This is a genomic window from Streptomyces viridochromogenes (assembly GCF_001270495.1).
Taxonomy (GTDB): Bacteria; Actinomycetota; Actinomycetes; order Streptomycetales; family Streptomycetaceae; genus Streptomyces; species Streptomyces viridochromogenes_A.
Map to the genome: position 1 here is coordinate 13114 of NZ_LGUR01000003.1, position 14649 is coordinate 27762.

General features: G+C 69.9%; 9 protein-coding genes. 4 read left to right on the forward strand and 5 right to left on the reverse strand.

Translation table 11 applies throughout. The features are described from left to right. Window positions 1-387: 387 nt before the first annotated feature. The 3 genes from ADK36_RS02105 to ADK36_RS02115 all read right to left on the reverse strand — a co-directional run bounded on the left by ADK36_RS02105 (window position 388) and on the right by ADK36_RS02115 (window position 4335). Entirely contained in the window at window positions 388-1140 is a 753-nt protein-coding gene (locus ADK36_RS02105; RefSeq protein ID WP_048583510.1) for a GntR family transcriptional regulator, read from the reverse strand. A 159-nt stretch (window positions 1141-1299) separates the two neighbouring features. After that, entirely contained in the window at window positions 1300-2466 is a 1167-nt protein-coding gene (locus ADK36_RS02110; protein ID WP_053196044.1) for a DUF4190 domain-containing protein, read from the reverse strand. Between the two features lie 291 nt (window positions 2467-2757). Beyond that, on the reverse strand, window positions 2758-4335 hold the full coding sequence (locus ADK36_RS02115; RefSeq protein WP_053196046.1) for a S8 family peptidase: 1578 nt from the start codon (window positions 4333-4335) through the stop codon (window positions 2758-2760). Between the two features lie 209 nt (window positions 4336-4544). Here ADK36_RS02115 and ADK36_RS50880 point away from each other — a divergent pair, with 209 nt between their 5' ends. Continuing rightward, the gene (locus ADK36_RS50880; protein WP_267887384.1) at window positions 4545-4667 is read left to right on the forward strand and encodes a hypothetical protein; all 123 of its coding nucleotides are present in this window, start codon (window positions 4545-4547) and stop codon (window positions 4665-4667) included. Between the two features lie 179 nt (window positions 4668-4846). Here the strand turns inward: ADK36_RS50880 and ADK36_RS02120 are convergent, their stop codons facing one another. Beyond that, on the reverse strand, window positions 4847-5677 hold the full coding sequence (locus ADK36_RS02120) for an oxidoreductase (RefSeq protein WP_053196048.1): 831 nt from the start codon (window positions 5675-5677) through the stop codon (window positions 4847-4849). A gap of 198 nt (window positions 5678-5875) precedes the next feature. Next, window positions 5876-8176, reverse strand: a complete 2301-nt coding sequence (locus ADK36_RS02125; protein ID WP_053196050.1) for a DEAD/DEAH box helicase — start codon at window positions 8174-8176, stop codon at window positions 5876-5878. A gap of 347 nt (window positions 8177-8523) precedes the next feature. On the opposite strand from ADK36_RS02125, the gene ADK36_RS02130 reads away from it, so the two are divergent. Genes ADK36_RS02130 through ADK36_RS02140 form a run of 3 tightly spaced genes read left to right on the forward strand, consistent with a single transcriptional unit; the run spans window position 8524 to window position 14626 of the window. Beyond that, a complete protein-coding gene (locus tag ADK36_RS02130; RefSeq protein WP_048583505.1) occupies window positions 8524-10173 on the forward strand; it encodes a type I restriction-modification system subunit M in 1650 nt (549 codons plus the stop codon). Further along, complete coding sequence (locus ADK36_RS02135; RefSeq protein WP_048583504.1) at window positions 10173-11369, forward strand: restriction endonuclease subunit S; 1197 nt, start codon at window positions 10173-10175, stop codon at window positions 11367-11369. Before ADK36_RS02130 ends, ADK36_RS02135 begins: the two co-directional genes overlap by 1 nt. Continuing rightward, the gene (locus tag ADK36_RS02140; protein WP_234329634.1) at window positions 11366-14626 is read left to right on the forward strand and encodes a type I restriction endonuclease subunit R; all 3261 of its coding nucleotides are present in this window, start codon (window positions 11366-11368) and stop codon (window positions 14624-14626) included. Before ADK36_RS02135 ends, ADK36_RS02140 begins: the two co-directional genes overlap by 4 nt. Window positions 14627-14649: the final 23 nt, after the last annotated feature.

The following is a 14649-nucleotide window of genomic DNA, read 5'->3' on the forward strand; positions in this document are numbered from 1 at the left end:
GTCCCACCGCTCCTTCCCGCCCACGACCGCCCGAGTCCCTCCCCCAGCCTTCGGCCGGGGGGACCCCCATCTCGCTTCGCTCGCGGCCTGTGCCGTGCCCCGCCCGCTAAGGAAACCGCAATCCGCATATGCCCGAGCGTACGCCTAACCTTTACGCTGCGAATACGGCTTTTCACAAAGAGGTATGCAACCGGCCAAGTCACAGGGGGCGCACGGCATCGAATGCGCCGTGCGAAGACGTCGATGCATCCGGTCACGGGCATACCGCGGACGCACGGGGCGACCTGCGAAAACGGCCAGATTCGAACGGCGCCTGAAGGGGCGGGAGTTGAGGCTCTGCCGGAGGCAACTGCCGTGAAGGTGTGCGCTACTTCACGAACGAGTGCGCTACTTCACCGGGAGGTGGTACGCGACCCGGTAGCGGTCCGCCGGAATCACCACGTCCGCGGTCTCCACCGGACGGCCGGACGCGTAGTAGGTGCGCTGGATGACCACGACCACATGACCGGGAACGCCACCCAGCGTCAGCAGTTCCTCCGCGAGGCCGGGGCGCGCGCCCACTTCCTCGGTCACGTTGTCCACGACGACGTCGATGGCCGCCATGCGCTCGACGACGCCCATGCCGCCGAGCGGGCCCTCCTCGGGCAGCATCACGGGCGTACGGCCGGTGACGGCGAGCGGCTCCCAGGAGGTGGAGAGCATCATCGCCTCTCCCGCGTCCCGGAACAGGTACCTCGTGCACATGACGCGGTCTCCGGGCCGGATGCCGAGTCGCTCGGCGACCGCGACGCTCGCCTCGGCCTGCGCGCTGTTGGACTCCCAGGTGCCGCGGGTCTCGCCGTCGGCCTGCTCCTGGCGGAAGGGCGTGGCGCCGGTCGGCGGGCGGAAGCCGGAGCGGGAGATCCGGCGGGGCACGGGCCGCTCACGGACGTACGTCCCGGAACCGGAGCGGCCCTCGACCAGCCCCTCGGCCATCAGCACCTTGCGGGCCTCCAGCGCGACGGTGTCCGAGACGCCGTACTCCTCGCGGATCCTGGCCTGGGACGGGAGGCGGGTGTGCGGTGGCAGCGAACCGTCGACGATCTTCTTGCGGAGATCACCCGCGACGCGCAGGTACGCCGGCTGCTCACCGAAAGTCACTGGCCGCTCCCATCAGCTTGTACAGACAGCAACAGCGTGGCAACCGTGGGTTGTCCCGTGCAAGCAAAGGCCAGAGAATCACTCGATGTGATGACTTGTGCCCGCGGAGGGCTTTACGCAGGCACTTTCTCCCCGCTATAGCCGCGCTCACACATCCGCTCACGCATCGAGGACGCCCGCGATCCCGCTCCCGCCGCCCTCGGAGTCGTCCTCGTAGGGCTCCGGCACCGTGGTGTCCAGGCCCAGAGCCTTGCGGGCGGTGACCGTCGTCGGGCCGTCGACGTAGTCGTACCCGCTTTCGTAGTGCGTGTAGAACGTGTCCGCGTCCCTCGCCACGGCCGCCCGGGACCACTCCTTGCGGGCGTCCTCCATGTCCTCGATCAGATCGGCGACCGGCTTCTTCGCCTCGGCCCGCCAGCTGTGTCCGCGCAGCGCCGCGATCTGCTCGCCGAGTTCGGCGTGCACGTCCTTCGCCCAGTCCTGGTTGGCCGACAGGTCGTCCTCGGGGTACTCCTCGGGCTCCTCGTACAGGGCCGCGTCGATGGCGTTGGTCGCGGAGAGGAAGGCGGTCTGGTCGGCGTCGAGCGTCGTCGGGTCGGCGCGCAGCGAGCCGGTCAGCCTGCCGTCCTCGGCCGTGCTGCCGAGCAGGCAGGTGATCTCGCGGTCGCCGAGACGCCAGCTCTGCCGGGACGGGACGAGGTAGTAGACGTCCACGTCGTCCGGTACGGCCCAGGTGTCCATGGCGTAGCCGTCCTGGAGCGCATAGCACTTGTCGTCCGCGGTCAGCTCGATCTCGTCGTCGCCCGGGAAGGCGCCGCCCGGCAGCGTGACCACGGCGAACACCTCGCCGTCGTGCTCGCCGGCACAGGAGACCTCGTCGATGTCGTAGGCGTCGCCCTCCAGATCGCCGGTCGGGGTGTCGAAGCAGTCGCCCTTGGCGAGCGCGTAGGCGGTGCCGTCGCCCCGCGCGGCGCCCTTGAAGCCGTCCCAGAAGTCGGAGGCGGAGCCCGTGGACAGCGCCAGCACCCACAGTGCGAGCCCGACGGAGGACAGCACGGAACCGGCGATCGCCATGCCCTTGCCGCGCTCGCCCCTCTTCTTGATCTGCGCCAGCGCGATCAGCCCCAGCACCAGCCCCACGGCCGGCACGAAGCAGAGGATGCCGAGGACGAGGGAACCGATGGCGACGCCGTTGACGGGCACGGGGCGGCCGTACGGACCGTAGGGGTGGTACGGGTACGCGTACGGCACCTGCGCGTACGGCCCTTGGGGCTGCTCCGGGGACCCTGGTGGCTGGTGGGGTCCGGGCGGCGGAGGTATGGACACGAGTACCGTGCTCCTGGTTTCGGGCGGCGGCGCCGGGAGGGGAACGGGCGTACGACTGGGCGAATCGTAAGCGGGGGACGAGGGGGGATGTCAGGCCACCTCCGACCGCCGCTTCGGTTTCCTCGCCCCGCACCGCCACACGCGGCTCGCCCCCGCACCGCCACACGCGGCTCGCCCCCGCACCGCCACACGCGGCTCGCCCCCGCGGCCCGGCCGGGTCATGGACCCGAGCCGTACCGCGAGGACGAGGAGTACTACCGCCCCTGACTCAGGGCTGGAACTGACTCAGGGCTAGAACTGGAGCGCCCAGGCGTCGATCCGCCCGGTGTCGTAGTTCGCGTTGTCGCTCACCCGCAGCTTCCACGTGCCGTTGGCGGCCTCCGAGGAGGCGTTCACCGAGTACGTGGTGTTGATGTTGTCCGAACTGCCGCCCGTGCCGTACGCCTTCAGCGTGTACGCGGTGCCGTCGGGGGCGATCAGCTGGACCTGGAGGTCGCCGATGTACGTGTGCACGATGTGGACCTCGACGGCCAGGTTGGAGGGCGCGTTGCCCGAGACGCCGGAGACCGTCACCGGGGACTCGGCCGTGGAGTTGTCGGCGATCGCGTAGTCACCGGTGTTCTCGAAGCGCGGGCCGGGCGGGGTGGTCGTACCGCCGCCGACGTAGAGCAGCCGGTTGGGCGAGCCCGTGCCGGGGCTGGTGACGACGCCGGAGGTGGCGGCGGCCGTCAGGGCCGAGGCGACCTGGGCCGGGGTGGCCGAGGGGTTGTCGGCGAGGTGGAGCGCGGCCGCGCCCGCCACGTGCGGGCTCGCCATCGACGTACCGGAGATGGTGTTGGTGGCCGAGTCGCCGGAGTTCCAGGCCGAGGTGATCGACGAGCCCGGCGCGAAGAGGTCCAGGACCGAACCGTAGTTGGAGTAGCTCGCGCGGGCGTCGCCGCTGGTGGTCGCGCCGACCGTGATGGCCTCGGTGACGCGTGCGGGCGACTTGGTGGAGGCGTTGGTGGACTCGTTGCCCGCCGCGACGGCGAAGGTGATGCCGGAGGCGATGGCGTTGCGCACGGCCGTGTCGAGGGCGGTGTCGGCGCCGCCGCCCAGGGACATGTTGGCGACGGCCGGCTTGACCGCGTTGCGGGCGACCCAGTCGATGCCGGCGACGACCTGGGCGGTGGTGCCCTGACCGGAGTTGTTCAGCACCCGGACGCCGACGATCTTCGCCTTCTTGGCCACACCGTGGGAACCGCCGGCGACCGTGCCCGCGACGTGCGTGCCGTGGCCGTGGCCGTCCTGGGCGGTGTTGTCGTTGTCGATGGCGTCGTAGCCGTAGGAGGCCCGCCCGCCGAAGTCGCTGTGGGTGATGCGGACACCGGTGTCGATCACGTACGCCGTCACACCCTGCCCGGCCGAGTCCGGGTACGTGTACGAGCTGTTCAGCGGCAGGTTCTTCTGGTCGATGCGGTCCAGGCCCCAGGAGGGCGGGTTGGCCTGGGTCGCTTCGATGCCGAAGGTGCGGTTCTGGACGACGGAGGCGACGGCCGGGTCGGCGGCGAGCCGCTTCGCCTCGGCCTCGGACGCCTCGATCGCGTAGCCGTTGAGGGCCTTCCTGTACGTCCGCTCGATGCCGGCGCCGTACTTCTCGACGAGGGTGCGCCCCGCGGTGGAGCCCGAACGGGCGTGGTCCGCCTTGAGGGTCACGATGTAGCTGTCGGCGACGGCGTCGGCCGCGCCCGCGTACTGGATACGGCCCTCGGGAGCGGCCGCGGCGGGGAGAGCGGAGACGAGGCCCGCGGTGAGCGCCGCGGTGGCCGCCACGCTGAGCGCGGCCAGTCTTCGCCGGGTGTCTCTTCGGGAGTTACGCATCACTGCCATCTGAGGGGTCCTCCTCGATTGGTGGCGCGCTGGTGGGGGGTGATGCAGGCACACCAGGACCCATCGAATAGACGTGATCATGACAACTTTGCCGACTTCGTCCATCCCGGACCCTGTGCGAGAGCTGTGCGCCCGCCGAAAGATTGAGGCCTGCACAGGAATTGCACAAGGGCCGTGCACGGACGTAACGGAGCTGCGGGGCAACGGTCATGACCGGTGATCAGCCGGTCGTGGCGACAGGCGTGGCGAAGACCGTACCGATGGACGGCATCGATGGCCCCGCCTCCCCCGCGGCCGCCGGGGAGCGGGCCGAGCCCGCAGTACGGCGGTGAGGCGGGGACGGCGGGGCAGCCCGGCGCTGCTCGTACACCGCTTCACCCCCGCCCTGCGGACCGTCGCCCCGCACCTCAGCCGGCGTCTACGGGCCGGCGACGAGTCGGGCGCCGCCTCGCCGGACGCCCGCGGCGCAGCCGCCCGCCCCAAGGGCCGCCGCCCGGACGGCAACCCCCCGTCAGTCGTCGAACCCCGTCGCCCGCGTGCTCTTCTCCCACGCCGCGACGTCCTCACGGACCTGGTCCAGATGGCCGAGTACGGCCGTGACCCCGTCGTCGCCCAGGGGCAGCCGCAGCGGGGTCCGGTCGGCCTCCAGTGCGGTCAGGATCAGGACCGCCGCCTTCGCCGGGTCACCCGGCTGGGTGCCGTCGCCGCCCGCGACGAAGCCACGGGTGTCGCTCACCTTGGCGTACAGGCCGCTGTCCGCGCTGGCCCCCGCCCGGCCGGTCTCGAACAGCGCCGTGCGGAAGGAGCCCGGCTCGACGATCAGCACCTTGATGCCGTACTCGGCGACCTCGTCCGCGAGGCCCTCGGACAGGCCCTCCAGGGCGAACTTCGTTCCGCTGTACGCCGAGAAGCCCGCGAAGGACATCTGCCCGCCCATGCTGCTCATCTGCACGATCGCCCCGGAGCGCCGCTCGCGCATGTGCGGCAGCACGGCCCGGGTGAGCGCGGCCGGCCCGAAGACATGCACGTCGAACAGCTCGCGCAGCTCTTGCTCCGTCGTCTCCTCGAAGGCTCCGACGTGGGTGCGGCCCGCGTTGTTGACCAGGACGTCGATCCGTCCGTGCCGTGCCACCACATCCCGTACGGCGGCTTCGGCGGCCCCCGTCTCCGTGACGTCCAGGCGCAGCGCCTCCACCTGGTCGGGGTGCGCCGCCACCAGGTCGTCCAGCCCCTCGGGCCGGCGTGCCGCACCGACCACCACATCGCCCTCCGCGAGCGCCGCCTCCGCGATCGCCCGCCCGAAACCGCTGGTCGCGCCGGTGATCAGCCACACCTTGTTCATGACAGCTCCTCGTGGTCGTCTCGCTTGCAGCCCAGAGTGCGGCCGTGACCGGTTGCCCGTCCAAGACCCACGCTGATAACCGATGGTTATGACCATGGACGTTCATGTGCGCGACCTGCGCTACTTCGTGACGGTGGCCGAGGAGCTGCACTTCACCCGCGGCCCGACACTCACGCCTGGCCGCTCACGCCGGTCCGCTCACGCCTCTTCCGTCGCCGTCGCCGTCGCCGTCGGCTCGGCGGTCGTCGTGCTCAGGCTCAGCCGCGCCTGCTCCTCCTCGACGATGCGGCGGGCCAGGGCGAGGTCCGAGATGTCGACGGCGTCCGGCGTCGACTCGGCGACCGCGCTGCGGCGGGCGTAGGCGTCGAACAGGCGGGACTTGTTCTCCAGCAGCCGCACCAGCCGTTCGTCCACCCCGCCCGCGCAGAGCAGCCGGTGCACATGGACCGAGCGGACCTGGCCCATACGGTGGGCGCGGGCGACCGCCTGGTGTTCGACGGTCGGCTTGAGCTGCGGCTCGCAGAGGATGACGACGGAGGCGGCCTGCATGTTGAGGCCCACTCCGCCCGCCTCGATCTGCGCGAGCAGCACGGCGTGACCGGACGCGGCGGCGAAGTCGTCGACGAGCTGCTGCCGGCGGGCGGGCGGCACGCTGCCCGAAATCGGCCCGAAGACCCGCCCGTTCGCCGGGCCCATGCCTTCCTCCGGACCCACGCCCGTCCCCGGACCCACGCCCGTCCGCGGACCCGGGCCCTCCCCCGCTTCCACCGCTGCCGCTCCCGGCGTGTGTGCGCGGACCAGTGCCTCCCGCACTGCCGCCAGTACGTCCCGGAACCCGGAGAACACGACGACCTTCAGCCCGTTCTCGGCGGCCTCGGCGGCGATCTCGCGCAGTCGGTCCAGCTTCGCCGACCGGTCCGGGCGGGCGTAGGCCGCTCTGCGCATCGCCATGAAGTTGCCGGCCCGCACGGCCTCGCGGTAGGCCTCCTCGTCCGCTGCGCTGGGCTCCTCCCACTCGTCCGTGTGCTGGAGCGCGGGGAGTTCGGTGAGGACGTCCTGCTGGTTACGGCGCAGATAGACCGGCGCGACCGCCTTCCGGAACGCCTTGGAACCGGCGACTGAGTCATGCTCGTCGACGGTCTCGGCCAGGCCCGGTCGCAGGATCCGCACCAGGCTGCGGAACTCCTCGACACGGTTCTCCATGGGCGTGCCGGTCAGGAACAGCACGCGGTCGCAGTGCTCGGCCCACGCGGAGACGGTCCTGGCGCGGAGGGTCTCGGGGTTCTTCACGAAGTGCGCCTCGTCGACGACGAGCATGCCCAGCTCGCCACCGCCGGGCACCGGGAAGCCGCGCAGGGCGTCGAAGGTGGTGACCGCGACGCCGCCCCGCCCCTTCCAGTCGGCGAACGCCTCCCGCCGGTCGGGGCCGTGCAGCGGGGTCACGTGCAGCGCGCTGCGCTTCTCGATCTCCCGGGCCCAGTTGATGAGCACGCTGGCCGGGCAGACGACCAGGAAGTGGCTCTTTCCCTCGCCGGCGAGGTGGGCGAGCGCGGCGATGGCCTGGATGGTCTTGCCGAGCCCCATCTCATCGCCGAGGATCGTCCGGCGCTGGGCGAGCGCGAAGCGGGTGCCGAAGGCCTGGTAGCCGCGCAGCGAGACCCGGCGGTGCGTGTCGTCGAGCGTCTGGGCCCTGACCCGCTCGGCCACCTCGTCCGGCAGGAACCCTTCGGCCGCCGCGGGGTCGGGGGCACGGCCGGAGAGTTCGGCGAGCAGGCCGTAGTACTCGGCGGAGCGCAGCTCGAAGTCGACCAGGGCGGCCAGGTCGGACTCCGGACGGCGCAGCAGGTCGACCGATGCCTGGGCGAGCAGTTCGGGCACCCCGTCCCGGTCGGCCTGCTCGGTCAGGGCGCGGATCTCGGCGGCGGCCGCCAGCGCCCGTTCCCGTTTGGCCTGCCCGGCCAGCAGCATGCGCAGCCGCCCGGCCACCGGACCGGCCTCGGCGAGCAGCGGGCCGAGCCGCTCGTTCAGCGCCGCGGCCGCGTCGACGGCCCGGCGCGCCTCGGGGCCCGCCTCCACCAGCACACCCAGCGCCATGACCAGGGCGGTGGTCCGGGGCTCCGGCCGGTCCACGTCGATGTGTACGGCGATGGTGTCCCGTACGGCGTCGGCGATCCGCCGGGCGGCGGCCACGGTCTGGTCGGCGGTCTGCTGTCCGACCCCGGGCAGCTGCCGCAACCGGTACGGGCCGGCGTCGAGCACCTGCCCGACCGTCCGGAACCCGCCCTTTTCCACCTCGCCCAGCCGCAGCCTGCCCTCGGTGACGTCCTTGAGCCGGGCCACCGGGATGACGTCCAGCTCGCGCCGGGCCAGGTCGTCATGGATCGGCGCCAGGGCCTCCCGTACGGCCTCGACGGCTCGCGCGTGATCACCGGCCACCGCCGTCGCCGCCTCGTGCAGCCGCCCGCCCCGGGCCACCGCCTCCCGCTCACTCCGCCCCATCGCGCCCCGGCCCCTTCCCGCCCCTCCCGCCGCGTCCTCGCATCCTGCCATCCGGGGCGGGGACGGGTCCTACCAGCGGTCCGCGTTCCCCTGTCGTCCGACCCGGCGCACCCTCTGGAAGTGGTCCCCGCAGACGGAGGCGGCGGGCATCGTACGCTTGCCGGGCCGGCGCGGGTCGGCGAACACCTGGCGAGCACCTTGGTACGGCGAGTGATGTGCACGGCATGGACCGGCCGCACCTGCGCTGACGCGACGGATCTGGCGGAGGCCCTGTATAAGACTGGTCCGCGACAGACTCCCCCTAGTTCCCGCTACCGGTTCCCGCGACAAGAAGAAGCGAGCCTCCCGTGCCTCCCCGCCAGAAGAAGCAAGCCAAGCCGGAGGACATGAAGTCCATCCTCTGGAAGTCCGCCGACAAACTGCGCGGCAGCCTGGATGCAGCCGAGTACAAGCACTTCGTCCTCGGCCTGGTCTTCCTGAAGTACGTCTCCGACGCGATGGAGGAGAAGCGGGAGCGGCTGGAGGAGGAGCTGCGGGGTGGCAGCATGCTCGCCGAGATGGGGCTGGAAGGCGCGGCCTCGGAGGAACTGATCCTCAAGACAGTGGAGGATCCACTCCAGTACACCGGGGCCGGGATCTTCTACGTGCCGCCGACGGCGCGGTGGAACGAGGTGCTGAAGCGCGCCAAGGTCAGCACCACCGGGCCGAGCGTCGGTGAGGTCATCGACAGTGCGATGGCGACCGTCGAGTCGTTCAACCGGCCGCTGAAGGACACCCTCCCGAAGATCTACAACAGCGGGCGGGTCGACGAGCCCACCCTGGCGGAACTGGTGCGGCTTCTCGACCAGTTGACCTTCCAGTCGCAGATCTCGCTGGACGGGAAGCGGGTCGGCGCACGGGACCTGATGGGCGAGGTGTACGAGTACTTCCTCGCGCAGTTCGCGCTCGCCGAGGGGCGCAAGGGGGGTGAGTACTTCACGCCGCCGTCGGTGGTGCGGCTGCTCGTGGAGATGCTGGAGCCGAGGGAGCGTGAGCGGGTGCTCGACCCCGCGTGCGGATCGGGCGGCATGTTCGTGCAGGCCGAGAAGTTCGTGGAGACGCACGGCGGCAATCGCTTCAACGTCTCGGTCTACGGCCAGGAGCGAAACCAGACGACCTGGCGGCTCGCCAAGATGAACCTCGCCATCCACGGTATCGAGGTGGACCTGGGAGAGGAGCCCGCGGACTCGTTCCGCAACGATCAGCACGGTGACGTCAAGGCTGATGTGGTCCTCGCCAACCCGCCTTTCAACATCTCCGACTGGGGCGGCGAGCTGCTCGACGGCGACGAGCGCTGGAAGTACGGTCGCCCGCCGGTCGGCAACGCCAACTTCGCCTGGATCCAGCACATGGTCAGCAAGCTCGCGGCCGGCGGGCGGGCCGGAATCGTCCTGGCCAACGGCTCGATGAGCAGCAAGTCGGGCGGCGAGGGCGACATCCGACGCGCGATGATCGAGGACGACCTGGTCGCCTGCATGGTGGCACTGCCGGGGCAGCTGTTCCGGTCGACGCAGATCCCGGCCTGTCTGTGGTTCCTGACGGAGGGGAAGGGCAAGCGGCCCGCACGGTCGCCGTGGGTGTCGGCGGAGCGGACCGGTCAGGTCCTTTTCATCGACGGGCGAGAGCTCGGCTTCATGGCCACGCGGACAATGCGGGAGCTCAGCGAGGCTGAACTGGGGCGGATCGCGGGGACATTCCGCTCCTGGCGGGGCGTGGAGGGCGAACCCGCGTACGAGGATGTCCCGGGCTTCTGCCGCAGCGTTCCGCTGGACGAACTGGGCGAACACGACTTCGTGCTGACGCCGGGGCGGTACGTAGGTGCCGTGGAAGTCGCGGACGATCCGGACGCGGAGCCGGTGGAGGCGAAGATCGCGCGGCTCACGGCGCTACTGCGCGAGCAGTTCGCGGAGTCGGAGCGCCTCGCCAAGGTCGTGGACGAGCAGTTGGGGAGGCTCTGATGGACGCATGGTCTTTCCGGACACTCAATGAGCTCTGCGCCACCATCACCGTCGGCCACGTCAGCTCCATGGCCGGCGAATACCTACCCAGCGGAATCCCGTTTCTCCGCTCAAAGAATGTCCGCCCAGGGCGGCTCGACCTGACTGATCTCGCCTATGTGGGAAGCGACTTCCACCACCGGCTCAAGAAGTCCCGGCTCCTCGCGAACGACATCGTCATCGTCCGCACCGGAACTCCCGGCGCTGCCGCGTTGATCCCTGACGGATTCGGTGAAGCCAACTGCTCCGACATCATCATCGCGCGCCCGACCAAGCAGGTTTCTCCTCGATTCCTGTGCTATGCGATCAACGCGACGGCCGGATCCTTCGTATCCGCCCATACCGTGGGTGCGGTGCAGCAGCACTTCAACATCGGATCTGCGCGCAAGCTGCAAATTCACACGCCTCCGCTGCACGAACAGCAGGCCATCGCCGAAGTCCTCGGCTCGTTGGACGACAAGATCGCTCTGAACTCCTCTCTCGTGGTCAATGCCCGATCTCTGGGACTTGCCCAACTCCGTCGGGCACTGGCCACGCTCCCCGTCCGCCGGCACAAGATCTCGGACATCACGTCGTGCCTGACGCGAGGAGGAGCCCCCAAATACACCGGTCCCGAAGCAGGGATTCCGGTCGTCAATCAGAAGTGCGTCCGCGACGGACACGTAGACCTCACAAAGGCCCGATTCACCACTCCGCCGAAATCACGGGCAGACCGTTTTCTCCAGACGGGCGACGTCCTCGTGAATTCCACCGGCGTCGGCACACTCGGCCGCGTCGCGCGCTGGTCCCTCGATGAGCAGGTGACGGTCGACTCCCACGTCACCATCGTCCGCTTCGACCCGGAGCGCGTAGACCCGATGGTCGGCGCGTACGCAATGCTGCTGTCCCAGCCTCTGATCGAGAACATGGGGGAAGGGAGCACAGGCCAGACCGAGTTGAGCAGAGCCAAGCTGGCGTCGTTCCCCCTCGCCGTTCCCGCGGAAGCGGTCGCAACGCTCCGTCTACGCGGAATCCTCCAGTCCCTGGAGGATTCGATTTTCGCAGCCCGCGCGGAGAACCACACCCTCACCGCCCTCCGCGACACTCTGCTCCCCCAACTCGTCACCGGAAAGATCCGCGTCAAGGACGCCGAACAGATCGTGGAGGACGCAGCGTGACCATCGACGGGGGAACGGGCGCCATGGAGACGGAGACGCAGACGGACATGGAGATCGGCACGGCCGCCGGCCGTGCCATGTCGGAGCAGGAGTGGGAGCGCCACGCACTCGGTCAACTCGCCGAGCGCGGCTGGCAGCACATCCGGGGCAAGGACCTCCGCCCTCGGGACGGGCACCGGAAGGGGTGGGAGGACCTTGTTCTCTACCCTCGGCTGCGCGCGGCCATCACCTCACGCCACCCCGAGCTGCCCTCGTCCGCCGTAGAGGACGCGATCGAGACACTGCTCAACACGTTCCCGGCGAACGAGGTCCGTCTGAGCTGGTCCTTCTACCAGCACCTGAAGGCCGGCGTGAAGGTGTCCTACACGAACCCCGCCACTCAGCAGGTGCGACTCGTCACTGTCCGCCCCATCGACTTCGCCAACCCCCACGGCAACGATCTCGTCGCCGCGAACCAGGTCCGCGTCCAGGGCGCCCGGGGACGCGTCTTCATCTTCGACATCGTCCTGTACGTCAACGGGCTCCCGGTCGCCGTCATCGAGTTGAAGAAGGCAGGCGGCACGGACGACTCCCGTTCCGCGTACAACCAGATCCAGAACTACCGCCGTGAACTCAAACTCGACCGTGTCTTCCGTACGTTGCTCCTCGCGATCGCGAGCGACGGGATAACCGCCCGCCTCGGCACTCCGTACACCCCCTGGCAGCACATGGCCCCCTGGCACGCGGAGGAGGACGGCACCCTCCTGCGCAAGCACGAGCGGAACGACGACCTCGCCCTCGACCGCATGATCCACGGCGCGCTCGAGCCCGATCGCCTCCTCGACCTGATCGCGAACTTCCTCTCGTACTCCGCCGAGGAAACGGGCGGCGAGGTCGACACGGTAAAGCTCGCCAAGGCACACCAGTACGTCGCCGTGAGGGAGGCGATCGCCGCCACCGCCTCGGCCGTCGCCACCGACGGTCGGGCCGGTGTCGTCTGGCACACCCAAGGCGCGGGCAAGAGCGAGGAGATGCTCTTCTACACCGGGCTCGCCGCCACCATCCCCGACCTCCCGAACCCCACCGTCCTGCTGCTCACCGATCGCATCGACCTCGACTCACAGCTCTTCGACACCTTCGCACAGAGCAAGAGCCTGGGGATGGTCGGCGGCAGCCCGCGGAAGGCGACCACGGCCGTGCAGTTGCGCGAGCTGCTGACCCGCCGCGTGCACGGCGGCGGCATCGTCTTCTCCACGCTCCAGAAGTTCCGGGTGAGCGAGGAGGAGCGGCTGACGGGCGCCCGGCACCCCGTGATCACGGACCGGCGCGACGTCATCGTCGTCGTCGACGAGGCCCACCGCAGCCACTACGACCTGGAGGACGGCTTCGCCCGCAACCTCCGGGACGCCCTCCCGAACGCCACCTTCATCGCCTTCACCGGCACCCCCATCGACAACCGGACCGGCTCCACCCGCCAGGTCTTCGGACCGACCATCCACACGTACGACCTCACACAGGCCGTCGATGACGGGGCGACCGTGCCCGTCTTCTACGAGCCGATCCTGCACAAGGTCAATCTCCCCAAGGGCATAGACCTGGATGAGCTCAACGCCAAGGCGGAAGGGCTCGTCGAGGGGCTCAGCGCGGACGAGCAAGCCCGGGCACGCAGCGACTTCGCCCGCTTCGAGGACATCATCGGTGCGCACGAACGCATCGGCTCCATCGCCGACACGATCCTCTCTCACTGGGACACTCGCCGCCAGGAGATGACCAAGCTGACGGGCAGCCCCGGCAAGGCCATGATCGTCTGCTCCTCACGCCGCAACGCCGCCCGCCTCTTCCGGGCCCTGGCCGAACGCCGCCGGGAGTGGGCCGGTACTCCCGACCCCGAGAGCGAGCTCTACCCGGACGGCTCCGGGAAGATCCGGGTGGTCTTCACCGGCAACCCCGGCAAGGATCCGTCCGACATCGCGGACTACGTCCGCACCCCCGCCCAGTTGAAGAAGATCCAGGCGCGGGTCGGCAAGCCGGAGGACGAACTGGAACTGATCATCGTCCAGTCCCTGTGGCTGACCGGTTTCGACGCCCCTCCCCTGCACACCATGTACCTGGACCGCCGGATGCGCGGCGCCGCCCTCATGCAGGCCATCGCCCGTATCAACCGCACCTGGGACGAGAAGCCCTCCGGCCTGGTCGTGGACTTCCTGGGCGTGGCCACAGAACTCAAGTACGCGCTGGCCACGTACTCGGAGGCCGATCAGGAACAGGAGACCATCGGCGCGCACATCGGCGAGGCGGTCAAGTCCGTACGCCGTATGCACGGCAAGGTCGCCGCCGTACTGCGGGACTGCCCCTGGCGCGCGACCCTGCTGACCGCCGGATACCGCGAGGCGCTCCGTGAGGTGCTCGACCTCCTGGAGGCCGCCGAACCCGCCCGCCAACCCGGCGAGCCCACCCGTGCCCAGCGCTTCCTGCACTTCGGTCGCCTGCTGTCCCAGGCGTTCTCGCTCTGCCCCACCCACCCCGACGTACAGGACCTGCTGCCCGACATCAACTTCTTCGCGACCGTACGTACCACGTACCGGAAGCTGGCCGCGGAGCACCGGCAGCAGCTGGGTCTGGCCACCGAGGCCGATGTCCGCCGCATGATCGAGCAGCTGAACGCGGAGATGGTGGCCGCCGACGGCGTCGTCGACATCTACGACGCCGCCGGCCTCACCAAGCCCGACCTGTCCCACCTCGACGCGGGCTTCGTACAGCAGCTCAGGGACAGCCGGCACCCGAACCTGGCGCTCAAGGCCCTGCGTGACGCGATCGCCCGCGAGATCCAGGAAGCGCACCCGAGCAACCTCACGCGGCGGAAGGAGTACTCCGAGGCGATGAAGGCGGTGATGAACCGGTATCACAACGGCCTCATCGGCTCCGCCGAGGCGGCGAAACTCCTCGTCGAGGTGGCCCAGGCGGTGTCCACGTCCCGCACTCTCGCCGCCGAACTCGGCTTGTCCGAACACGAGATGGCCTTCTATGACGCCATCGCGGCCAACCCGAAGGCCCTGGAGATGGGACAGGACACCCTGTCAAAGATCGCCCGCAAGCTGTACGAGCAGGTCGCGGGCGACGTCACCATCGACTGGCGCATCAAGAGCCAGGCCCAGGACCGCATCCGCGCCAAGGTCAAGCTGCTGCTCAACTTCTTCGGCTACCCGCCGGACGAGGAGCCGGGCGCGGTCGATCGTGTCCTGAAGCAGACCGAGGTCATCGCGGACGAACTTGCCTAGGCCGTGTCAGCACCCCGTGAGAG

Bases quoted from the DNA above. Each gene is read 5' to 3' on its own strand.
- ADK36_RS02120 (WP_053196048.1), bottom strand. From the start codon at position 5,677: ATGAACAAGGTGTGGCTGATCACCGGCGCGACCAGCGGTTTCGGGCGG.
- ADK36_RS02115 (WP_053196046.1), bottom strand. From the start codon at position 4,335: ATGGCAGTGATGCGTAACTCCCGAAGAGACACCCGGCGAAGACTGGCC.
- ADK36_RS02135 (WP_048583504.1), top strand. From the start codon at position 10,173: ATGGACGCATGGTCTTTCCGGACACTCAATGAGCTCTGCGCCACCATC.
- ADK36_RS50880 (WP_267887384.1), top strand. From the start codon at position 4,545: ATGACCGGTGATCAGCCGGTCGTGGCGACAGGCGTGGCGAAGACCGTA.
- ADK36_RS02125 (WP_053196050.1), bottom strand. From the start codon at position 8,176: ATGGGGCGGAGTGAGCGGGAGGCGGTGGCCCGGGGCGGGCGGCTGCAC.